Genomic DNA, 21,696 nt, shown 5'->3' on the forward strand with positions numbered 1-21,696 from the left:
AGCGGAGGGCGCCCACGCTGGACTCTGATCCCGCGAAGGAGCCTCCGATGCTCGCCCTGCGCCGGCCGCTCGAGATCGAAGACCGCCTGAAGGCCCTGGCGCGGCGTACCGGCCGGAGCAAGGACGACCAAGCGCGCGATGCCATCCTCGAGCACCTGGAAAACCTCAAGGCCGCCGAGCAGCACCCCGCGGCTGTCCGAAGCGGCGAAAGCGACACCGTTCCTCTCGAAGACCTGCTGGCGCGCTATGGCGTGGCGGATTGCGTTCGCGCGTTCCGTGGAACGCGAACTCGCCAGGCTCGACCGTGAGGCGGCCAAGCGCATCCTGGGCTTTCTGCGCCACCGGGTCTCGCCACTGGACGATTCGCGTGCCATTGGCGAAGCCCTGAAGGGCTCTCGGTTGGGCAAAATCTGGAATACCGATCGGTGACTTTCGCGGAATTGCCACGATCGAGGACGACGCCTTGCGCATCCTCGTGATCAAGATCGGCCATCGGCGCGACGTCGACCGGTAGCCGGTTCGACGAGGCTCAAAATCCCGGGCTCATGATGCAGGACCCCCCGTGCGGCTGACCGCCCAAGATCTCGCCGTCCGCCGCTCTGGCCGCCGCATCTTCTCGGACCTGTCCTTCGAACTCGGCCCCGGCGCGGCCCTGATGGTCACGGGCCGCAACGGCGCCGGCAAGTCGACGCTGCTGGCGGTGCTGGCCGGCCGGCTCAAGCCCGAGTCCGGAACGGTCACGGTGCGGGAGGTCGGCGAGGCGACCCTGTCGGAATGCCTGCACGTGGTCGGCCATCGCGACGGCCTGAAGGGTCCGCTCACGGCCGAGGAGAACCTTGCCTTCGCCCGCGACCTCCTCGGGGCGCCGACCGCGAGCCCCCGCGCCGCGCTGGAGGAACTCGGCCTCGGCCACGCCCTGCGGCTGCCGGTCGGCTATCTCTCCGCCGGCCAGCGCCGGCGCGTGGCCCTGGCCCGCCTCCTCGTCTGCCGGCGCCCGCTCTGGCTCCTCGACGAGCCGACGGCGGCCCTTGACACGGCCTCTCAGGCGGTCCTCGCCGGCATGATGGCACGCCACCGGGCCGAGGGCGGCCTTGTCATCGCGGCGACTCATCAGCCTCTCGGCCTGGAGGACGCGCAGGAATTGCGGATCGAGGCGCCCCGGACCACCGCACCGGGCGCGGCCCGGTCCACGGTCGCAGCCGACGAGGTGTGGTGGTGATGCGCGCGCTGAAGGCCCTCGTCGCCCGCGACCTTGCGCTGGCCGCCCGGGTCGGTGGGTCGGGGGCGCTTTCCCTCGTGTTCTTCCTGATGATCGTCGCTCTGGTGCCGTTCGCCCTCGGCCCGGATCTCAACCTGCTGTCCCGGATCGGCCCCGCGATCCTGTGGCTCGCCGCCGTGCTCTCGACCCTGATCGGCCTCGACCGGCTATTCCAGGCCGACGAGGAGGACGGTTCCCTCGACCTGATGACCGGCTCGCCGGCCCCCCTGGAGGGCATCGTGCTCGCCAAGGTGCTGGCCCATTGGCTGACCACCGGCCTGCCGCTCGCCCTCGCCTCGCCCCTGTTCGGCCTCCTCGTCGCCCTCGACGGCCGGGCGATGGCGGCGACCGCCCTGACCCTCCTCGTGGGAACCCCGGCGCTGACTTTCGTGGGCGCGGTCGGCGCGGCGCTCACCGCCTCGATCCGTCGCGGCGGGCTGATCCTGGCGGTGGTGGTGCTACCGCTGATGATCCCAACGCTGATCTTCGGCGTCTCGGCGAGCGAAGCAGCCCTCGGTGGTACCGTACCCTTCACAACGCCGCTCGCCATTCTGTGCGCCCTCAGCCTGATCGCGGGCGTGATCGGGACCCTGGCCGCCGCCGCGGCCCTGCGCTGGTCGGAATAGGCGTCTGCGTTCAGCCAAGGACGAACTGCGGTCGAATCGGTGCGGACGGCTCTTCCCTGCAAGCTGATTCGGTACGGCATCGATCGCGACGCGGGCGTAGGATGGCGAACCACTGTAAGATCCTGCCCCGGTGACCATCGCGCTGCAGCGCGAGGGCGACGAACAGGGCGATCGCTGAGGCCTCAAGGAGGAGCATTGGAAGCCATGCACCACTGAGTGGGATCGCCGCGAGATCAAGCCCCTCACTGGCGATGACGCTCCCGAGAGCGCCACCGGTGAAGACAGGCAGAGATCGACAGCCGAGACGGGCGAGAAGGTGGTTGCGCGGCATCTGATGCAGCAGGCGAATCAGCGGCGCGTTCGGCAATGCCATCACCAGGTAGGCGAGCGCCAGAACGTGCAGGACCCGGAGAGGGGATTGATAGGTCTTGCTCGCGCCGAGCCAGAAGTGGTCGTTGCGCGTCGTGACCCATTGGTGAACGGCAGGCCAGATGTTGCCCAGCACAACGACGATAATCAGGTAGGTCGCCAGAAAGGCGAAGGCGACGCAGGTGATGAGCCGGCTGTGTGGCAGGACGATGCCGCGGATCATACCCTGACCGACCACGATCCCGATCGCGAACAGCAGGGTCCAGGGCAAGATTGTCAGGGCGAAAGGCGCACCCGTCAGGCTGTTCGGGATGACCCATGCGAAGTGACCGGCCGGAATCCAGATCAGGAGCCCCAGGGGCAGCGGTGCCCAGAAACGCCAGGCGGCCAGACGGAGCAGGAAAGGCGCCAGCAGCATCAGGGCGACGTAGAGGCGCAGGACGGACGAGTATCCGACCGTCTGCCTCATCGTCAGCGCGTGCCAGAGGAGGTCGCGAAGGCCGTAATCCCGAAGCAGACGCGTCTCCGGGGCATGAATCCCTTCCACGCCGCGGAGGGCAAAGATCGCCGAGAGGAGACCCAGGGTTGCCAGAACGAGAAGGACCTCAAACCCATAGATGTAGGCTGCGCGCCGCCAGAGGTGTACGACGATCTCCCCAAAGCAGCGTGCTTCGGTCTGCCGGGCTGCCAACGCAACAGAAATCCCGCTGAGCAGCACGAAGATGTCTGCGCTGTCGGAGAATCCGAGCCCCGAAGGTGACAGGTTGGTAAGATAGCCGTTCTCGATGTGATTGACGAAGATGTTGACGAGGCAGATCCCCCGGACTGCGTCGATCGTCGTGCTTCGCTGCTGCATCTCCCGACCCTGCCGCCTGTGTCACGAGTCCGTGATAAGGGATGAGTCTTAAGGGTGTGTTGCAACCCATGAGTGCATTGCGCCCGACTGGTTTTACTCGCCGGCTTCGCCATCCCGAGGGACTGCCTTGGGCGGTCAGGCCGGGTCGGCGTCGATGCGCATCCGCAGGATGGCGTAGGGCGGTTTCTGGAGATCCTGGCCGCCGTTGTATTCCGGGCGCCGATTCACCTGGGCGGACGAGATGTGGAGCCAGCGATCGGGCGTGATCCAGAACGTATCGGCCCAGATCAGGCGCGGGTCCGAGGCGATGAGGGTGACGGTGCCGTCGGGATCGCGGCGGCCGACCGCGTTGAACTCCTGCATGGCGAGGTAGACCCGGTCCTTCGAATCGGTGGTGAGACCACCGGTCATGCCCTTCTCGCCAAGGTCCTCGACCCCGGCCGCCACCCCGGCATCGCTGGTCTCGGGATTGAGGAGCGCGGCGGTCTCTACTGCGTAGAGTCGGCGTCCGATCAGGGGCGCGTAGTAAAGGCGACGACCGTTCGGGCTGAGGGCGATGCCATTGGCGCCGCCCTGGACCGGGCGCGGCGGCCCGTCCTCCTTCCGCTGCACCACGGCGCGATCCTCGACGATCTTGAGGAGTCCCTTCTGCGACCTGGTGCTGGCGTGGCCCGCGAGGCGTCGCACCACCCGGCCCGTCGCGAGGTCGACCGCCAGGATGGCGCCCTCCCCGTCCTGGCCCTGATCGGTGATGTAGGCCCGGGCGTACCCGTCGCGAATGTCCACCCGCAGGTCGTTGAGCGAGGAGGTCGGGGTGATACCCGCGTCCAGCGGCACCACCCGACGAATACGGTTGTCCGAGAGGGTGATCTGCACGAGCTTCGCGCCGCCCTTCACCGGCGGGCCGGAGCCGTCCGGCAGGCCGGCATCGAGGCACCACAGGGTATCGTCGCGGTCGAAGACGCCGTTGGGCACGTGGAACAGGCGCGCCTGCGGCTGATCCGGGTCGGGCTGGTTGGTGGCGAGGTCCGGATAGGGCCGGACCTCGCCGTCCGGCAGCACTTCGCCCAGCGTGTAGGGCACCGTCGCGTTGAAGCGCGGCATCATCACGAAGCGCCGGCCCTGCGCCGAGATGGCGAGGCCCGTGGGGGTCGAGGGCGCATCCGCCGTGAAGGCGAGTTCAAGGCCGCCGATGGCGCGTTCCGTGGTGACCGGCGCCTCCGCCGCCGCCCGCGCTTCGGATCCGAGAGAGAGAGCCGCCGCGCCGGTGAGGCCGGCGGCAAGGAGATCACGGCGAGCGAGCGTCATGGCGGGGTTCCGGTTCGGACGGGAGGTGAGACGGGTCAGCCCCGGGCGGGGCCGCGGACCGCGAGGTCGATGGCGTGGACGATCGGGCCGGCGCCGATGAACAGGCGGTTGCCGTCCGGTCCCCCGAAGGCGACGTTGGCGGCATCGGTGGCGGTGGCGATGCGGCCCAGCCTGGTCCCGTCGGAATCGAACACCCGCACGCCGTCGAAGCAGGCCGCGTAGAGCCGGCCCCCGGCATCGACCGCGAGCCCGTCCGGAACGCCGGCCTCCACGGTGGCGAACACCCGGGGGTTGCCGAGCCGGCGCCCCCGCTCGACGGGGAAAGTCAGGATCGTCCGGGCGCCCTCGGGGTTCTTCAGGGCCGCGCTGGTGTCGCTGACATAGAGGCGTGTGCCATCCGGGCTGAACACGATCCCGTTGGGCTGCCCCACCGCGTCGGTCATCGCCGCGACCCGCCCGGAGCCGGGATCGATCCGATAGACCCGCCGGGCTGCCTGGGCGGGTGCTGCCATCAGGCCCTCGTCCGGCATGGTGATGCCGAAGACCGGATCGGTGAACCAGATCGCGCCGTCCGGCGCCAGGGCGGCATCGTTGGGGGAATTGAGCGGCCGCCCTTCATAGGTCTCCGCCAGCACCGTGAGGCGCCCATCCGGCTCGCGCCGCACCACGCGCCGGCCCCGGTGCTCGCAGGTGACGAGACGGCCCTCGCCGTCGAGGGTATTGCCGTTGGCGTTGTTCGACGGATCGCGGAAGACCTGCGTTGCGCCATCGTCGCCGATGCGCAGCATCCGGTTGGCCCGAACGTCGCTGACGATCAGGCCGCCGAATGCCGGCGCGTAGCACAGGCCCTCGCACCAGCGCCCGGCCGCGTAGAGCGTGCGCAGGGGCGTGTCAGGCGCGACCACCGCAGAAAAGCGCGGGTCGTCGCTGCGCAGGATCGGCGCAGCCGCGGCGCGGGTGGCCGACAGGCCAACCGCCGCCAGAGCGGTGCCGAGGAACGTGCGTCGTCGAATCGTCGGCATCCGGTTCCGGAACGGTTGGAAGGGCAAGGGGACGCGCTGGCTGGGGCCGGCCGATGCGTTGGGCCTCGGCGTGCGCCACGCCTGGGGGGAAAAGCCTCGGGTGATGGGCCTCAGCGCTGGGCGGGGGTCGCGGGAGCGCCGGTCGCGCCGGTCGCCTCCACAGTCTTGGGTTTGAAGCTCCACAACTCGGTCGGCAGGGCTGCCGGCGCGTCCGGCTTGTAGAAGGCCGAGTCCTGGATGTGCGACGTCGTGACGTAGAGCGTGCCGTCCGGTCCTTCCGCGAAGGTGTCGGGCCAGCGCAGGCGCTTGTCCTGTACGACGGTGCTCAGGCTGTTGCCTTTGCCCGACAGGTCGCGGACCTTGATCGAATCATCCTGCGGCGACGTCACGTACATCCGGCCGTCGGTGCGGGCGATGATCAGCCCGTCCGCCGGGCCGTTCTCGCCCACGGTCTCGATCCGGCCGGCCACGTTCTTGTCCGCGAGGGCCGCCGGCATCAGCGCCGTGGTGATGCTGCCGGCGAGCGTCTCGGTTGGCAGGCTGTAGAGCGTCTTGCCCTTGATCGCCTGCCAGTAGAGCGTCTTGCCGTCGGGGGAGAGAGCGATGCCATCGGCCGCGAACTCGACGCCGCGCCCGTCCGGGCGGCGCAGGGGTTTGCCGTCATAGGTCACGGTGACGCTCGGGTCGGGCTGCGTCGTGGGATCGCCGTCGAGCACCCGATGCGCGCGGCCGCTGTCGAGGTCGACCACCACCAGGGCACCCCGGGCGCCGGAATCGGTGAGGTAGGCGGTCTTGCCGTCGGGGGAGAAGCGCACGTCGTTAAGGTAGGAGCCCTGGGGCGCCACGCTGTCGTCGAACGCGATGGTGCGCGCGGGCTGGTTGGTCTTCAGGTCGATCTCGACCAGCTTGGGACCGCCGGGTACCAGGGCCGCCATGGCGGGGGCGGCCGGATCGAGCACCCAGAGATTGCCGTTGGGACCGGCGACCACGCTTTGGACGCAGACCCAATGGTCCTTGGCTGTGACCTCGTCCTTCTTGGCGTTGCGCCAGGAATTCCAGGCCGCGTCCGGGAACGGCACCAGCTTGCCATCCTTGAGTTCGGCCACCGATACCTCGGTGTCCTCGGTCCATCGCGGAAAGTTGACGAAGATGCGTCCGTCCTTCGAGACGGTGACGCCGGTCACCTGATGCTCGAAGCTCGCCACCTTGGTGAGGGTCGCGGCAGGCGGGGTTGTGGCAGTCGGAGCGGGTGCAACCGGCGCGGTCTGCGCCCGACTTGGCGATGCCAGCAGCGGGCTCGCCAGGGCGACGGCGCAGAGCGCGGTGCGCAGGACTTCGCCTTTCCGCCGGGCGTCTGCGGATCTGATCGTCACGGAAACGGACGTGCGGCGGGGCATCGATCGACTCTTCATGCGGCTCGAATCGGAATGGGTCATCGACGGCCTAACGCACGAGGGGGCGGCCAAGGTTCATCCCGGCAAGGTTCATTCCGAAACGCAGCGGTTGCGGGCCGGGCCGGATGTCACGACCCCGGACGCGGGCCAGCCTTGGCACGGGAACCGGCAAGCCCCGCGCCGAGAAGAGCCCCCCACTACGAGCCCCGCACCTGCACGCGACCGCATCGTCGGCGGATCGCGCCTGACAATGTCGAATTTCAGCACACGACAGATTATGCGCCGCGTGCAGTGGAATGATTATTGTTATTAATCCGAATTTTACAATTATAATTCTTTTATGGCAGGGCGCACCAGGGATGGAATTGGTGGCGCATTTCGCTTCGCCGACCGAGTAAGAGAAGGCCACATGCTGGGATCAAGTCTTCGCGCCACCTTGGCCGCACTCGATCGATCGCAGGGTCGGATCGAGTTCGATATGGATGGGACGGTTCGCGATGCGAACAAGATCTTCCTCGACCTGGTCGGATACACGCTGGACGAGGTCCGTGGCCAGAACCACAGCCTGTTCGTCGCGCCCGAGGAGCGAGAGACCGTCGCCTATCGCCAGTTCTGGGACAGCCTGCGCCGGGGTGAGTTCCAGAGCCGGGAGTTTCGCCGGATCGCGAAGGACGGGCGCAGCCGGTGGATACAGGCCTCGTACAACCCGATCCTCAACCGGCACGGCAAGCCCGTGAAGGTGGTCAAGTTCGCGACCGACATCACCGAGCAGACCCGGCGCAACGCGGCCTACGAGGGCCAGATCGCGGCGATCAACCGCTCGCAGGCGGTGATCCACTTCACGCCCGACGGCCTCGTCACCGATGCCAACCCGAACTTCCTCGCCGCGCTCGGCTATACCCTGGACGAGATCAAGGGTCGGCACCACAGCCAGTTCATGGCGCCCGAGGACCGGGACACGCCGGCCTATGCGGCCTTCTGGAAGGCGCTCGCCAGCGGCGAGTACCAGGCCGGCGAGTTTCGCCGCATGGCCAAGGGCGGACGCGAGGTCTGGATCTACGGGGCCTACAATCCGGTCCTCGGCCCGGACGGTAAGCCCGTGGCGGTGGTCAAGTTCGCCAACAACGTGACCCATCAGGTCGCCGATCGCCTCCGCCGCCTCGAGGGCCAGCGCGCCATCGACCGGGACCTCGGCGGCATCACCGACTCCATCGCCGAGGTCAGCCGCCAGGCGAGCACCACCGCCGAGGCCGCGGCCCTGACCTCGGGCAACGTGCAGGCCGTGGCGGCCGGTGCCGAGGAATTTTCGGCCTCGATCGAGGAATTGAATCGCCACGCCGTCGAGGCGAAGGCCGCTTCCGACGAGGCCGTGATCCGTGCGGAAGAGGCCGGCGGGATCGTCGCGGGCCTGACCTCGGCCGCAACCAAGATCGGCGAAGTGGTTTCGGTGATCCGCTCGATCGCCGACCAGACCAACCTGCTTGCGCTCAACGCCACCATCGAGGCCGCCCGCGCCGGCGAGGCCGGCCGGGGCTTCGCGGTGGTCGCTAGCGAGGTGAAGGCCCTGGCCAACCAGTCGTCGCGGGCAACGGAGGAGATCGGGACCCAGATCGCGGCGGTTCAGACCTCCACCAGCCAGGCGGTGAACGCCATTGAGGCCATCGCCCGCACCATCGCGCATCTCAGCGAGATTTCACTCAGCGTCTCGTCGGCGGTCACCGAACAGGCGGCGGTCACGCGCGACATGTCGGTGAACATGCAGACCGCCGCTCAGAGCGTCGAGCAGGTCCGACAGAGCATGGACGGCATCGCCCAGGCCGCCCACGATGTCGACGGCTCCGTGCGCAAGGCAGGCGCCGCCGCCCGGGCGCTCGCCTGAGCGGACGCGCCGCCCGTCAATCCGGCCGGGCTCCGATCCCCGGCTGGATCACCGTCGGTTCCGAGGCCGAACCCCGGACCCGGCCCCGCAGGCTCTGGGTCCCACCCGTTCGGCCCGGCTCACGCCGGTCGAGACCCGGGACGACGCGCTCCGTGAGATCCACGCAACGGCCGACCAACCACGTCATCCAGTTCATTGCGAAGCTCCCAGCTGTCTCTCATGGGATAGATCGGGTGCCGCCGCGCCAAAGCGAGGGCCGACCGCACAAATATCCGGCCCACGGCCCGACCGGGAGACCCTCAATCGAGATCCTGCAGGTGGCGTGCGGCGATGACTGACGCAGCCGTGCGATTCTCGACTCCGAGCTTCTCGTAGATGCCCTCGAGGTGCTTGGTCACCGTGCGGGGGCTCAAGCCCAGGATCTCGCCGATGTCGCGGCTGGATTTGCCCCGCGAGAGCCAGAGCAGCACCTCCGCCTCGCGCCCGGTGACGCGCAGGCGCAGGCGCAGGCGCTCCAGGCCGGCCTGGGTGCCGTCCCGGGCCAGCCGCAGCAGGATCTCGTCGCCGGTGCCGCCGATGAAGCTCAAGGTGTAGGCGGTGCCTGCCCGGTCCACGAGGCTCAGAGGGGCGGTGGACGCGCCCCCCAGGCAGGCCTTTAGCCAGGCCCCGCCCTGTGGCGGCAGGCCCAGGGGCGCGCCGGGCTCGGTGACCCCGCCGAGCAGGCGCGCGGCCTGGGGCGTGCACCACCGGACCGCGCCGTCGCGGTCCACTGCGAACAGGGTGCGGCCGGTGGTGTCGAGGGCCGCCCGCGCGCTCTGGGCCGCACGGGCGCCGGCGAGATGGACCCGGATGCGGGCCAGGATCTCGTCGGGGGCGATCGGCTTCGTCACGTAGTCGACGCCGCCGGCCTCCAGGCCCTTCACGATGTGCTCGGTCTCCGACAGGCCGGTCATGAAGATCACCGGCACGTGGGCGAGATGGCCCTTCGCCTTGAGGCGACGGCAGGTCTCGAACCCGTCCATGCCGGGCATCATCGCGTCGAGCAGGATGACGTCGGGGGTGATCTCGTCGACCAGCGCCAGGGCGAGGTCGCCCGCCACCGCCACCAGGACGGTGGCGCCCGAGCGCTCGATCGCCTCGGTGAGGAAGCTCAGGGTTTCGGGGGAATCGTCCACCACGAGGACGATGTCGCGCTGGGCTTCAGACATCCGACACGCCTTCCGCCACGTCCTGCGGAGGGCTCAGGGCTTCCAGCACGGTGCGGGCCCGGCGCAGGTCGAAGGCGGCGGCGAGGCCCCGCATCTGCGCGATGAAGGCCATCGGGGCGTCCGCCTCGGCCTCCATCTCGGCCAGCTTGGCTTCGATCCCGCGCACGTGGCCGATCCGCACGAGGCGCAGGAGATCGGCCACCTGCCCGGGCCGCGGGGCCGGGGACGCCTCCGGCGTCGGTGCGGCGGCGTCGATCCCGGGAGGCTCCTGCGCGGTCCAGGCGAGGCCGAGCAGGCCGGTGACGCATTCAAGGAAGTCGCGCAGGTCGAAGGGTTTGGCGATGATCGCGTCGTGGGGCGCGTCGTCACCCCGCACGGGGCTGATCTCGTGGACGTTGGCCGACATCATGGCGATGCGGGCGGTGTGGCCGGCCTCCCGCAGCGCTTTGGCCAGCACCCAGCCGCTCATGCCCGGCATGGCGATGTCGAGGAGGAACAGGTCCGGCGGCCGGGTCTCCGCCAGGGCGAGGCAGGCCGGGCCGTCGCCGGCCTCCCACACCACCAGGCCGAGGGGTTCGAGGATGTCGCGCATCAGCCCGCGATGGGCCGCATCGTCGTCGGCCACCAGGATGGTGCGCCGGGCGCCCGCATAGGCCCGCACCGGCGCGCTCGCGGGTGCGGCCAGAACGGGCTTCGGCCGGGCCACCGAGGCCAGCATCAGGCGCACGCGAAAGCGGGTGCCGCGCCCGACCTCGCTCTCGACAGTGATCTCGCCGCCCATCACCTGGGCCAGCAGGTGCGCGATGGTCAGCCCCAGGCCGGTGCCGGGCGTCGAGCGCGCGGCCGCCAGCGAGCCGCGCTCGAACGGCTCGAAGATGCGCTCCAGATCGTCCCGGCGGATGCCGAGGCCGGTGTCGCTGATCGTGAACACCGCGATCTGATTGCGGTAGGTCAGATCCAGGGTGACCGTGCCGGCGGGGGTGAACTTGATCGCGTTCGACAGGAGGTTGAGCAGGATCTGGCGCAGACGCTTCTCATCGGTGGCGACCACCGCCGGCAGGGCCTCGGGTCGGGTGAAGCGGAAATCGAGGGCAGCGCCCTGCGCCTGGAGCCGGATCATGTCGACGATCTGGTCGAGGAAGTCGGCGAGACGTACCTCGTTGCGGTGGATCTGGAGGCGACCCGCCTCCATCCGGGAAATATCGAGGAGGCCGTCGATCAGGCCCGACAGGTGCTGGGCCGAGCGCCGGATGACCCGGATGCCGTTCTGGCGCGGGGCCGGGATGCTGGGGTCGCCCTCCAGCAGCTGCGCGTAGCCCAGCACCGCGTTCAGGGGCGTGCGCAACTCGTGGCTGATGCCGACCACGTAGCGGCTTTTCGCGAGATTGGCGGCCTCCGCCGTCTCCTTGGCCTGCTGCAGCTTGGCATCGGTGATCTTATGGGCCTCGATCTCGGCCTGGTAGAGCCCGGTCTGGCGCGCAGTCTCCTCGAGGGCGACCCGCCGGCTCTCCTGCGCCAGAACGAACAGCCAGGCGACGATGCCCAGGATCACGATGAGGATCAGGAACACGCTGGTCAGCGCCGCGCCGAGCACCGCGCGGTGCTCGGGGTGCTCGGCGCTGGCCCCCGCATGCACGATACCGAGGATCAGCGCGATCGCCGCCACCAGCGTCAGCATCAGCGCGAGGTAACGCCCCAGGGGCGCGCCGATCCAGGCGGCGGTGCGGGCCGGGGCGACGCGTGCGAGCACCGCCTGGGCCTGGGCCTCCAGGCGCCCGTGCGGCTTGCAGAGATCGCCGCAGCGGGCGTCGAGCGAGCAGCACAGGGAGCAGATCGGAGCCGCGTAGGCGGGGCACTGGGCCATGTCCTCCGGCTCGAACGGGTGCTCGCAGACGCGGCAGGTGATCTCGGAGGCACCGTGCCAGTCGGTTCGCGGAGTTCGGGCGAGATAGTAGCGCCCGCCGGTGGCGAGCGCGATCGCGGGCGCCCCCGCGACGGCGACGGTCAGCGCCAGCAGCGGCGCGAACGGCACGGCCATCGCCCCGATCCAGCCCGCATGGGCCACGAACCCCGTGAGGATCGCCAGCGCCATGGCGCCGGTGCCGACGGGATTGATGGCGTAGAGATGGGCGCGCTTGAACTCGATGCCGGGCGGGGACAGGCCGAACGGCTTGTTGATGGCGAGGTCCGCCGCGAGCGCGCCGACCCAGGCCGACACGACCACGGCGTAGAGCGAGAGCGTGCTGGCGATGGTCTTGTCGATGCCGAGCTCCATCAGCAGGAGCGCGATGGCGACGTTGAACACCAGCCAGACGACCCGGCCCGGGTGGCTATGCGTCAGGCGCGAGAAGAAGTTCGACCAGGCGATGGAGCCCGCATAGGCGTTGGTGACGTTGATCTTGAGCTGCGACACCACCACGAACAGCGTCATCAGCGCCACGGCGCCGGCCCCGGGGGAGACCACGTAGCCGAAGGCCACCGCGTACATCCGCGTCGGCTCGGCGGCATGCTCGGCGGGCACCCCGTGCGCGAGGGCGAGCACGGCGAGGAACGAGCCGAGCAGGATCTTGAGCATCCCGGGCAGGATCCAGCCGCCGCCGGCGCCCAGCACCGCCGCCCACCAGCGGGCCGAACGGCCGGGTTCGCGCTCCGGCACGAAGCGCAGGAAGTCGACCTGCTCGCCGACCTGGGCCAGCAGCGCCAGCAGGATGCCCGAGGCGAGGCCGAAGCGGGGCCAATCGAAGCCGCCGAGGCCGTCGCTGCCCGGATGGTCGAGCCAAGTCGCCACCGGCGCGTCCCCGGCGAAGGCGATGCAGGCGAGCGGCACGAGGTTGAGCACGATCCAGACCGGCTGCGTCCAGAGCTGGAAGCGACTGATCATCGCGATGCCGTAGATCACCAGCGGGATCACCGCGAGGGCGCTGACGAGGTAGCCGAGGCTCGGCGGCAGCCCGAAGCACAGCTCCAGCGCCAGAGCCATGATGGCGGCCTCAATGGCGAAGAACAGGAAGGTGAAGCTCGCGTAGATCAGCGAGGTCACCGTCGAGCCGATATAGCCGAAGCCGGCGCCCCGGGTGAGGAGGTCGATGTCGACGCCGTAGCGGGCGGCGTAGAGGCTGATCGGCGTCGCGGTGGCGAAGATGATCGCGCTCACCAGCAGGAGTGCTGCCAGGGTGTTGGTGAACCCGACACTCAGCACCAGGGTGCCGCCGATCGCCTCCAGGGCCAGGAACGAGAGGGAGCCGAGCGCCGTCTGGGCGACCCGGAAGCCCGACCACCGCCGCGCCTTCTTGGCGGTGAAGCGGAGCGCATAATCCTCCAGCGTCTCGTCGGCGACGAGGCGATTGTAGTCGCGCCGGATCGGCAGGATACGCTGGTGCTCGGTCATCGTCTTCGGGGTGGACGGTATCATGCGGCACGGGGGATGGCGCGGCATCCCGGCCCGTCCGTGACGATGGCGGTCCGTCGTCCCCAGCCTAGCAAGGACCGTGCCCCGAAGCCGGGCGCGACCTGGCGCTTCGGATGGCGCGGTCCGGGCCACGGACTCGCGCGAGCAAGTTCACCAGCATGGGCCTGTGCGCCGGGCTCCGACATACGCAATACAGCGTATAGGCCGCACTGCACCCTGCAGCCTAGCCTCCGCTCCGTCGATCCGCGGCCGTCCCGAGCGCCGCGCGACGACCGACAGGGGTTTGGGCACGATGGCAGAGGACAAGGGCAAGGGCCTGCAATCGGCGCTGCGGCGCAGGCTTCTGATGGGGCTCGCCGGCGCTCCGGCGATCGCCCTGATGCCGCGCATGAGCTTCGCGGCGGGACCGGCGACGTCGGCGGTGAACACCACCGGCCTCGCCGTGACCGACACCGAGGTGACGGTCGGCATCCTGCACTCGGCCACCGGCACCATGGCGATCTCCGAGACCGGCTCCATTCAGGCCGAAAAGCTCGCGATCTCGCAGATCAACGAGGCGGGCGGCGTGCTCGGCCGCAAGATCAAGATCATCCAGGAGGACGGCGCCTCCGATTGGCCGACCTTCGCCGAGAAGGCGAAGAAGCTCCTGGTCAACGACCATTGCGCCGCCGTGATGGGCTGCTGGACCTCGGCCTCGCGCAAGGCCGCGCTGCCGGTGTTCGAGCAGTATAACGGCCTCTTGTACTACCCGACCTTCTACGAGGGCCTGGAGCAGTCCAAGAACGTCTTCTACACCGGCCAGGAAGCCACGCAGCAGATCCTCGCCGGCCTCAACTGGGTCCACAAGGAGAAGGGCGGCGATTCGTTCTTCTTCATCGGGTCGGACTACATCTGGCCGCGCACCTCGAACAAGATCGCCCGAAAGCACGTCGAGAACGTGCTCAAGGGCAAGGTCGTCGGTGAGGAGTACTTCCCTCTCGGCCACACCCAGTTCAATTCGGTGATCAACAAGATCAAGCTCACCAAGCCGAAGGTGATCTTCGCCGACGTGGTCGGCGGCTCGAACGTGGCGTTCTACAAGCAGCTCAAGGCCGCCGGCATCGACCTGTCGAAGCAGATCCTCCTGACGATCTCGGTGACGGAAGACGAGATCGACGGCATCGGCGGCGACAACATCGCCGGCGCCTATTCCTGCATGAAGTACTTCCAGTCGATCGAGAACGAGAACAACAAGGCCTTCGTCGCCGCCTTCAAGAAGATGTGGGGCGAGAAGACCGTCATCGGCGACGTCACCCAGGCCGCCTATCTCGGGCCCCACCTGTGGAAGATGGCCTGCGAGAAGGCCGGCTCGTTCGATGTCGACAAGGTCGTCGCCGCCTCGCCGGGGCTCGAATACAAGGACGCGCCGGAAGGCTACGTCCGGGTCGATCCGAACCACCACCTCTGGTCGAAGACCCGCGTCGGCAAGGCCCTGCCGGATGGCCAGTTCGAGATCGTCTACACCAGCCCCGAACTGATCAAGCCCGACCCGTTCCCCAAGGGCTACCAGTAGGGCTCCAACGTGCCCTCCTCCCCCTTGTGGGGAGGAGTTGGCGGTGGGGGTGGTTGGGTGACCCTCGACCGGCGGAGGCTGGCGGCGCCACCCCCACCCCTACGCCTCCACGAGGGGGAGGGAGCGCGTCTCATGAGAGGGCGCGTCTGTCCGCGACGGCCTGATGCTTGCACGACACGCGCGGCATCCTTCGGAGAACGGACCCATGTTCGGTGACTACTCGCTCGGTGATCTCGGCGCGATCTTCGCGATGCAGGGCTTTGCCGGACTGATCCTGTTTTCGGTCTACGTGCTGATGGCGCTCGGGCTGGCGATCATCTTCGGCCAGATGGGGGTGATCAACATGGCGCACGGGGAGTTCATGATCCTCGGCGCCTACATGACCTATCTCTGCTCGGGCTTCTTCCAGACCCAACTGCCGGCCCTGTTCCCGGCTTACTTCTTCATCGCGATGGCGCTCGCCTTCCTGGCCTCGGGGGCGCTCGGGATGCTGGTGGAATGGGCCCTGATCCGCCACCTTTACAAGCGCCCGCTCGATACGCTGCTGGCCACCTGGGGCCTGTCGCTGATCCTGCAGCAGGCCTACCGCTCGATCTTTGGTGCCCGTGAGGTCGGCGTCGAGCTGCCGTCCTGGCTGATCGGCTCGGTGCAGGTCACCGACACCATCGAGATCCCGATCAACGGCATGTTCGTCATGGCCATCACGACGCTGATCACCGTCGGCGTCGCCCTCCTGATGTACCGCTCGCGCTTCGGCGCCCAGGTTCGCGCCGTGGTGCAGAACCGCGCCATGGCGGGCGCCGTCGGCATCGACACCGAACGGGTCGACCGCCTCACCTTCGGCCTCGGCTGCGGCATCGCGGGCATCGCCGGTTCGGCCTTCACCATGGTGGGCTCGACCGGGCCGACCTCCGGCCAGCTCTACATCGTCGACACCTTCCTGATCGTGGTGTTCGGCGGCGCCGCCTCGCTGCTCGGCACCATCGCGTCCGCCTTCTCGATCTCGCAGACGCAATCGACCCTCGAATTCTTCCTCTCGGGTTCCACCGCGAAGGTGCTCACGCTGTTGGCGGTGGTCGGCATCCTGATGCTGCGGCCCCAGGGCCTCTTCACCCTCAAGGTCCGGCGCTGAGGAGCCTGAACGTCATGACCCGCTCCACACCCAAGACGATCGTCAACGACAACCCGTTCATGAAGCCGATGGAATGGGTGAGCCTGGCGCTCCTCGTCGGCGTCATCTTCATCCTGCTGCCGATGCTGCTCGACGCCTTCCGGCTCAACCTCGTCGGCAAGTACCTGACCTATTCGTTCGTGGCCCTCGGCCTGGTCATCTGCTGGGGCTTCGGCGGCATCCTCTCGCTCGGCCAGGGCGTGTTCTTCGGCCTCGGCGGCTACCTGATGGCCATGTACCTGAAGCTCGAAGCGTCCAGCGTCGAGAATACCAAGATCCAGTCGACCCCGGGCATTCCCGACTTCATGGACTGGAACCAGATCACCGAACTGCCGTGGTTCTGGAAGCCCTTCACCAGCCTGCCCTTCACGCTGATCGCGGTGCTGGTGGTGCCGGCCTTCTTTGCCTTCGTCATCGGCACGGCGATGTTCCGCCGCCGCGTCGGCGGCACCTACTTCGCCATCATCACCCAGGCCATCGCCGCCATCCTGACGATCCTGATCGTCGGCCAGCAGGGCTACACCGGCGGCATCAACGGCATCACCGATCTGCGCACCCTGCACGGCTGGGACATCCGCACCGACAGCGCCCACAACATCCTCTACTTCGTCAACGCCGGCCTGCTCGTCGCCTGCATCCTGTTCGCGCAGGCCGTGAAGAAGTCGAAGCTCGGGCGCATCCTGCTCGCCATGCGCGACAAGGAGGACCGGGTCCGGTTCTCGGGCTACCAGGTGGCGAGCTTCAAGACCTTCGCGTTCTGCCTCGCGGCTGTGTTCGCCGCCATCGGGGGCGCGATGTTCACCCTCCAGGTCGGGTTCATGTCGCCCTCCTTCGTCGGCATCGTGCCGTCGATCGAGATGGTGATCTACGCCGCCGTCGGCGGGCGCCTGTCCCTGTTCGGCGCGGTCTGGGGCACGCTCCTGGTCAACTGGGCCAAGACCACCTTCTCGGAGAGCTTCCCGGAACTCTGGCTGTTCGGCCTCGGCGGCCTGTTCATCCTCGTGGTGCTGGCCTTCCCCAACGGTCTGGCGGGCATCTACCGCACCTATGTCGAGCCCCGCCTGACCCGGCGCGTGAAGGCTCTCGAGCCCGCGCCCGCCGTCGCCCTGTCCCACGCGGCCGAGTAGGATCTCCGATGAACGCAGCCATCCTGCCCTCGCACCTCATCGGCGCCGATCCGGCCGAGAAGGACTTCCTGCTGGCGGTGGAATCCCTCACCGTCTCGTTCGACGGCTTCAAGGCGGTCAACGACGTCTCGTTCTACGTCGATCCCAACGAGATCCGGGTCATCATCGGCCCCAACGGCGCCGGCAAGACCACGGTGCTCGACCTCATCTGCGGCCGCACCAAGGCCAGCTCCGGCTCGATCAAGTACAAGGGCCAGGAACTGACCAAGCTGTCCGAGAGCGCCATCGTGCTGGCCGGCGTCGGCCGCAAGTTCCAGACGCCGTCGATCTACGACGACCTCACCGTGTTCGAGAACCTGGAGATCTCCTATCCGCGCGGCCGCTCGGTGTTCGGGGCGCTGACCTTCAAGCGCGACGCCCAGGTCCGCGACCGCATTGAGGAGGTCGCCAGCATGATCTTCCTCAAGGATCAGCTCCTGGAGCGGGCCGAGTTCCTCAGCCACGGCCAGAAGCAGTGGCTCGAGATCGGCATGCTGCTGATCCAGGACCCGGAATTGCTGATGCTCGACGAGCCGGTGGCCGGCATGAGCGTCGGGGAGCGCATCAAGACCGCCGAACTCCTCAACGAGATCATCAAGGGCCGCTCGGTCCTGGTGATCGAGCACGACATGAAGTTCGTCGAGGACATCGCCCACCGGGTCACCGTGCTGCACCAGGGCAAGGTCCTGTCGGAAGGGTCGATGGAGCGGGTCAAGAACGACCCCAAGGTCATCGAAGTCTATCTCGGCCATTGAGGGAAACAGGCTCATGCTCCAGACCGCGCCTGCCTCCTCCCCCGCGCCTCATCGTCAGGGCGGCGTCCAGCCGATGCTGGCGGTCAGCGACCTGCATTCGGCCTATGGCCAGAGCGAGGTTCTGCACGGCCTCGACATCGCGGTGGCGCCCGGCGAGATCGTCGCCGTGATGGGCCGCAACGGCATGGGCAAGACCACGCTGATGAAGACCCTGATGGGGATCGTGCCGGTGAAATCCGGCTCGATCCGGGTCGACGGTGCGGATGTCGGCGCCCTGAAGAGCCACCAGCGCGTGGCACGCGGTCTCGCCTACGTGCCGCAGGGCCGCATGATCTTCTCGGCCATGACCGTGCAGGAGAACATCGAGACGGGGCTCACCGTCACCCACGAGCGCCGGGTGCCGCAGGATCTCTACACCATGTTCCCGGTGCTGCTGGAGATGAAGGGCCGGCGCGGCGGCAATCTCTCGGGCGGCCAGCAGCAGCAGCTCGCCATCGCCCGCGCGCTGGCGAGCCGGCCCAAGGTTCTCCTCCTCGACGAGCCGACCGAGGGCATCCAGCCCTCGATCATCCGCGAGATGGGCCGCACCCTCAAGAAGATCCGAGACGATCGAGGCCTCTCCATCGTGGTCTCCGAGCAGGTGCTGAGCTTCGCCCTCGACGTCGCCGACCGGGTTCTGGTCATCGAGAACGGCGTGATCGTGCACGAGTCCCTGCGCGCCGACATCGACGAGGCCCAGGTCGCGCGCTTCCTCTCGGTCTGACGGAGGTCGGAATGGTCGATTACGAGATCTTCGAGCTCGGTGACTTCGTCCTCCAGTGCGGCAAGACGCTGCGCGATGCCCGGCTCGCCTACAAGACCTTCGGCACCCTCAATGCCGCCAAGGACAACGCCATCGTCTACCCGACCTGGTATTCCGGCCAGCACACCGAGAACGAATGGCTGATCGGTCCCGGCAAGGCCCTCGACCCGGACAGGTACTTCATCATCATCCCGAACATGTTCGGCAACGGGCTGTCGTCCTCGCCGAGCAATACGCCGGCGCCCTGGAACGGGCCAAGATTCCCCAACGTCACGGCCTACGACAACGTCACGGCCCAGCACCGCCTCGTCACCGAGAATTTCGGCATCGAAACGCTGGTGCTGGTGACCGGCTGGTCGATGGGCGCCCTGCAGACCTACCATTGGGGCGCCCTCTACCCCGACATGGTGCCCCGCATCCTGCCGTTTCAGGGTTCGGCCAAGTGCTCCCGGCACAACTTCGTCTTCCTCGAAGGCGCCAAGGCCGCGCTCCAGGCCGACGCCGCCTATGCGGAGGGCTGGTACACAAGCCCGCCTAACCGGGGCCTGCGCGCCTTCGGCCGGGTCTATGCCGGCTGGGGCCTGTCGCAGACGTTCTACCGGATCGAGGCCGACAAGACGCATATGGGCTACGCCTCGCTCGAGGATTTTCTGGTCGGGTTCTGGGAAGGTCTGTTCTACACCCGGGACGCCAACGACCTGCTGGCGATGCTGTGGACCTGGCAGAACGGCGACATCAGCGCCAACGACCGCTTCAACGGCGATCTCAAGGCCGCCCTCGGGGCCATCCGCGCCAGGGCGATCCTGATGCCGGCCTCAACCGACCTGTACTTTCCCCCCGAGGACAACGCCATCGAGGCGGCGGCCATGCCGAACGCGGAGCTGCGCGTCATCGAGACCTGGTGGGGCCACTTCGCCGGCGGGCCGGGCACCAGCCCCGACGACATCGCCACACTCGATGCGGCCCTCAAGGAGCTGCTCGCACGCTGACGGAGACCGGGGCCGGACCGGCCCAACGATCACCGCCACATCGCACGCCGGAGGATCGGACCGCCGGCGCGAACGGGGACGCATGTCCTCACCCAGGGAAGGGAGCACGTGACGATGGCAGAGACCCTGATCAAGGTCGATCTGACCCAATCGGCCTACGACAACGACATGGTGCACAATCGCTGGCACCCCGACATCCCCATGGTGGCGATGGTGAAGCCCGGCGACGACTTCATCGTCGAGACCTATGACTGGACCGGCGGGTTCATCAAGAACAACGATTCGGCCGATGACGTGCGCGACATCGACCTGTCGATCGTGCACTTCCTGTCCGGCCCGATCGGCGTCGAGGGCGCCGAGCCGGGCGACCTCCTGGTGGTCGACCTCCTCGACATCGGCGCCAAGCCCGAGAGCCAGTGGGGCTTCAACGGCTTCTTCTCCAAGAAGAACGGCGGCGGCTTCCTCGACGAACACTTCCCCCAGGCCCAGAAATCGATCTGGGATTTCGAGGGCATGTTCACCAAGTCGCGCCACATCCCCGGCGTGCGCTTCCCCGGCCTGATCCATCCGGGGCTGATCGGCTGCCTGCCCGATCCCAAGATGCTGGGGACCTGGAACACCCGCGAGAAGGCCCTGTTCGACACCGACCCCAACCGGGTGCCGGCTCTGGCCACCCTCCCCTTCGCGCCCACCGCCCATATGGGTCGACTCAAGGGCGAGGGCCGTGACAAGGCGGCCGCCGAGGGCGCCCGCACGGTGCCGGGCCGCGAGCATGGCGGCAATTGCGACATCAAGGATCTGTCGCGCGGCTCGAAGATCTACTTCCCCGTCTACGTGCCGGGGGCCGGCCTCTCCATGGGCGACCTGCATTTCAGCCAGGGCGACGGCGAGATCACCTTCTGCGGCGCAATCGAGATGGCGGGCTGGGTCCACCTCAAGGTCAGCCTGATCAAGGACGGCATGTCGAAGTACGGGATCAAGAACCCGATCTTCAAGCCGTCGCCGATCACACCGAAGTTCGACGACCACCTGATCTTCGAGGGGGTCTCCGTCGACGAGTACGGCAAGCAGCATTACCTCGACGTGACGGTGGCCTATCGCCAGGCCTGCCTCAACGCCATCGAGTACCTGAAGAAGTTCGGCTACTCGGGCGCCCAGGCCTACTCGATCCTCGGCACCGCGCCGGTGCAGGGCCACATCTCGGGCGTCGTCGACATCCCGAACGCCTGCGCCACCCTGTGGATTCCGACCAAGATCTTCGACTTCGACATCAATCCGGGTGCGGACGGTCCGACGAAGTTCCTCGACGGCTCGATCCAGATGCCGCTCTCGCCCGATCTTTGAGGGCCGGGTCGCGCCCGAATCGGCGCGAAGCCCCCTTCCCCTTGTGGGGAGGGAGCAGGAGTTGGGGGTAATGGGGCGATCCTCAGGATGCGGAGGCTGGCGGACCTGCCCCACCTCCCACTCCTCTCCACCAGTTCGACGGATCTCGGGCAGGCCCGGGATCCGCTGGGGAGGAGGGCCGTGCCGCCCTACCCTCTCATCACGCAGAAATCACGGAGAGGCCCCGATGCCCGTCTACGATTACGCCTGCGACGCCTGCGGCCCGTTCACGGTGCTGCGCCCGATGGCCGAGTTCCGCGACCCCCACGACTGCCCGGATTGCGGATCGTCCTGTGGCCGCGCCTTCCTCACAGCGCCGAACCTCGCTTCCATGGATGCCGGATTGCGCAAGGCGCACGCCACCAACGAGCGCAGCCGCCACGCCCCGCGCAAGGTCTCGGGTCACGGTGCCGGATGCGGATGCTGCAGCGGATCGGCGAAGACCAAATCGCAAGCAAGTCCGGCCGTGAAAAGCTTTCCTTCCGCGCGTCCCTGGATGATCAGTCATTGATTTCAGCACTGGCATCCTAATTGCAAAGTATTTCTTGG

At 68.1% G+C, this 21,696-nt stretch carries 18 protein-coding genes; 12 read left to right on the top strand and 6 right to left on the bottom strand.

Annotation, left to right across the window (positions count from 1 at the left end):
* The first annotated feature begins 47 nt into the window (after positions 1–47).
* The 3 genes from relB to ccmB all read left to right on the top strand — a co-directional run bounded on the left by relB (position 48) and on the right by ccmB (position 1,884).
* Positions 48–308, top strand: coding sequence for a type II toxin-antitoxin system RelB family antitoxin (gene relB / locus ASF60_RS09855; RefSeq protein WP_056183886.1), 261 nt, complete (start codon positions 48–50; stop codon positions 306–308).
* Between the two features lie 254 nt (positions 309–562).
* Positions 563–1,219 carry a heme ABC exporter ATP-binding protein CcmA gene (ccmA, locus tag ASF60_RS09860; protein ID WP_056183888.1) on the top strand — a complete coding sequence of 219 codons (657 nt, stop codon included), beginning with the start codon at positions 563–565 and terminating at the stop codon, positions 1,217–1,219.
* Complete coding sequence (gene ccmB, locus ASF60_RS09865) at positions 1,219–1,884, top strand: heme exporter protein CcmB (protein WP_200935841.1); 666 nt, start codon at positions 1,219–1,221, stop codon at positions 1,882–1,884. Before ccmA ends, ccmB begins: the two co-directional genes overlap by 1 nt.
* A 10-nt stretch (positions 1,885–1,894) precedes the next feature.
* On the opposite strand, the gene opgC is transcribed toward ccmB, so the two are convergent.
* The 4 genes from opgC to ASF60_RS09885 form a co-directional block, all read right to left on the bottom strand.
* The gene (gene opgC, locus ASF60_RS09870) at positions 1,895–3,109 is read right to left on the bottom strand and encodes an OpgC domain-containing protein (RefSeq protein WP_082507843.1); all 1,215 of its coding nucleotides are present in this window, start codon (positions 3,107–3,109) and stop codon (positions 1,895–1,897) included.
* A 135-nt stretch (positions 3,110–3,244) separates the two neighbouring features.
* Positions 3,245–4,417 (bottom strand): SMP-30/gluconolactonase/LRE family protein, encoded by a 1,173-nt coding sequence (locus tag ASF60_RS09875; RefSeq protein ID WP_056183890.1) that lies wholly within the window; start codon positions 4,415–4,417, stop codon positions 3,245–3,247.
* 35 nt (positions 4,418–4,452) lie between these two features.
* A complete protein-coding gene (locus tag ASF60_RS09880) occupies positions 4,453–5,439 on the bottom strand; it encodes an SMP-30/gluconolactonase/LRE family protein (RefSeq protein WP_156633972.1) in 987 nt (328 codons plus the stop codon).
* A gap of 110 nt (positions 5,440–5,549) precedes the next feature.
* The gene (locus ASF60_RS09885) at positions 5,550–6,812 is read right to left on the bottom strand and encodes an L-dopachrome tautomerase-related protein (protein WP_443136748.1); all 1,263 of its coding nucleotides are present in this window, start codon (positions 6,810–6,812) and stop codon (positions 5,550–5,552) included.
* A 430-nt stretch (positions 6,813–7,242) separates the two neighbouring features.
* Here ASF60_RS09885 and ASF60_RS09890 point away from each other — a divergent pair, with 430 nt between their 5' ends.
* Positions 7,243–8,712, top strand: a complete 1,470-nt coding sequence (locus ASF60_RS09890) for a methyl-accepting chemotaxis protein (RefSeq protein ID WP_056183893.1) — start codon at positions 7,243–7,245, stop codon at positions 8,710–8,712.
* Positions 8,713–9,011: 299 nt separating this feature from the next.
* On the opposite strand, the gene ASF60_RS09900 is transcribed toward ASF60_RS09890, so the two are convergent.
* Both ASF60_RS09900 and ASF60_RS09905 read right to left on the bottom strand, forming a co-directional pair.
* The gene (locus ASF60_RS09900; protein ID WP_056183896.1) at positions 9,012–9,920 is read right to left on the bottom strand and encodes a response regulator transcription factor; all 909 of its coding nucleotides are present in this window, start codon (positions 9,918–9,920) and stop codon (positions 9,012–9,014) included.
* Positions 9,913–13,308 carry an ATP-binding protein gene (locus ASF60_RS09905; protein ID WP_056183898.1) on the bottom strand — a complete coding sequence of 1,132 codons (3,396 nt, stop codon included), beginning with the start codon at positions 13,306–13,308 and terminating at the stop codon, positions 9,913–9,915. Before ASF60_RS09905 ends, ASF60_RS09900 begins: the two co-directional genes overlap by 8 nt.
* A gap of 313 nt (positions 13,309–13,621) precedes the next feature.
* Here ASF60_RS09905 and urtA point away from each other — a divergent pair, with 313 nt between their 5' ends.
* From urtA to ASF60_RS09945, 8 genes are all read left to right on the top strand, one after another.
* Complete coding sequence (urtA, locus tag ASF60_RS09910) at positions 13,622–14,881, top strand: urea ABC transporter substrate-binding protein (protein ID WP_056184327.1); 1,260 nt, start codon at positions 13,622–13,624, stop codon at positions 14,879–14,881.
* A 205-nt stretch (positions 14,882–15,086) separates the two neighbouring features.
* Positions 15,087–16,013, top strand: a complete 927-nt coding sequence (urtB, locus tag ASF60_RS09915; protein WP_056183900.1) for an urea ABC transporter permease subunit UrtB — start codon at positions 15,087–15,089, stop codon at positions 16,011–16,013.
* Positions 16,014–16,027: 14 nt separating this feature from the next.
* Positions 16,028–17,179, top strand: coding sequence for an urea ABC transporter permease subunit UrtC (gene urtC / locus ASF60_RS09920; protein WP_056183902.1), 1,152 nt, complete (start codon positions 16,028–16,030; stop codon positions 17,177–17,179).
* A gap of 8 nt (positions 17,180–17,187) precedes the next feature.
* Complete coding sequence (urtD, locus tag ASF60_RS09925; protein WP_056183903.1) at positions 17,188–17,973, top strand: urea ABC transporter ATP-binding protein UrtD; 786 nt, start codon at positions 17,188–17,190, stop codon at positions 17,971–17,973.
* 73 nt (positions 17,974–18,046) lie between these two features.
* Positions 18,047–18,736 carry an urea ABC transporter ATP-binding subunit UrtE gene (gene urtE, locus ASF60_RS09930; protein WP_056184329.1) on the top strand — a complete coding sequence of 230 codons (690 nt, stop codon included), beginning with the start codon at positions 18,047–18,049 and terminating at the stop codon, positions 18,734–18,736.
* Between the two features lie 11 nt (positions 18,737–18,747).
* Positions 18,748–19,764, top strand: coding sequence for an alpha/beta fold hydrolase (locus ASF60_RS09935; protein WP_056183905.1), 1,017 nt, complete (start codon positions 18,748–18,750; stop codon positions 19,762–19,764).
* Between the two features lie 114 nt (positions 19,765–19,878).
* Positions 19,879–21,108 (top strand): formamidase, encoded by a 1,230-nt coding sequence (gene fmdA, locus ASF60_RS09940; protein ID WP_056183907.1) that lies wholly within the window; start codon positions 19,879–19,881, stop codon positions 21,106–21,108.
* A gap of 226 nt (positions 21,109–21,334) precedes the next feature.
* A complete protein-coding gene (locus ASF60_RS09945) occupies positions 21,335–21,658 on the top strand; it encodes an FmdB family zinc ribbon protein (RefSeq protein WP_056183909.1) in 324 nt (107 codons plus the stop codon).
* The last annotated feature ends 38 nt before the right edge of the window (positions 21,659–21,696 follow it).

The sequence above is a fragment of the Methylobacterium sp. Leaf113 genome, from assembly GCF_001423325.1.
Taxonomy (GTDB): Bacteria; Pseudomonadota; Alphaproteobacteria; order Rhizobiales; family Beijerinckiaceae; genus Methylobacterium.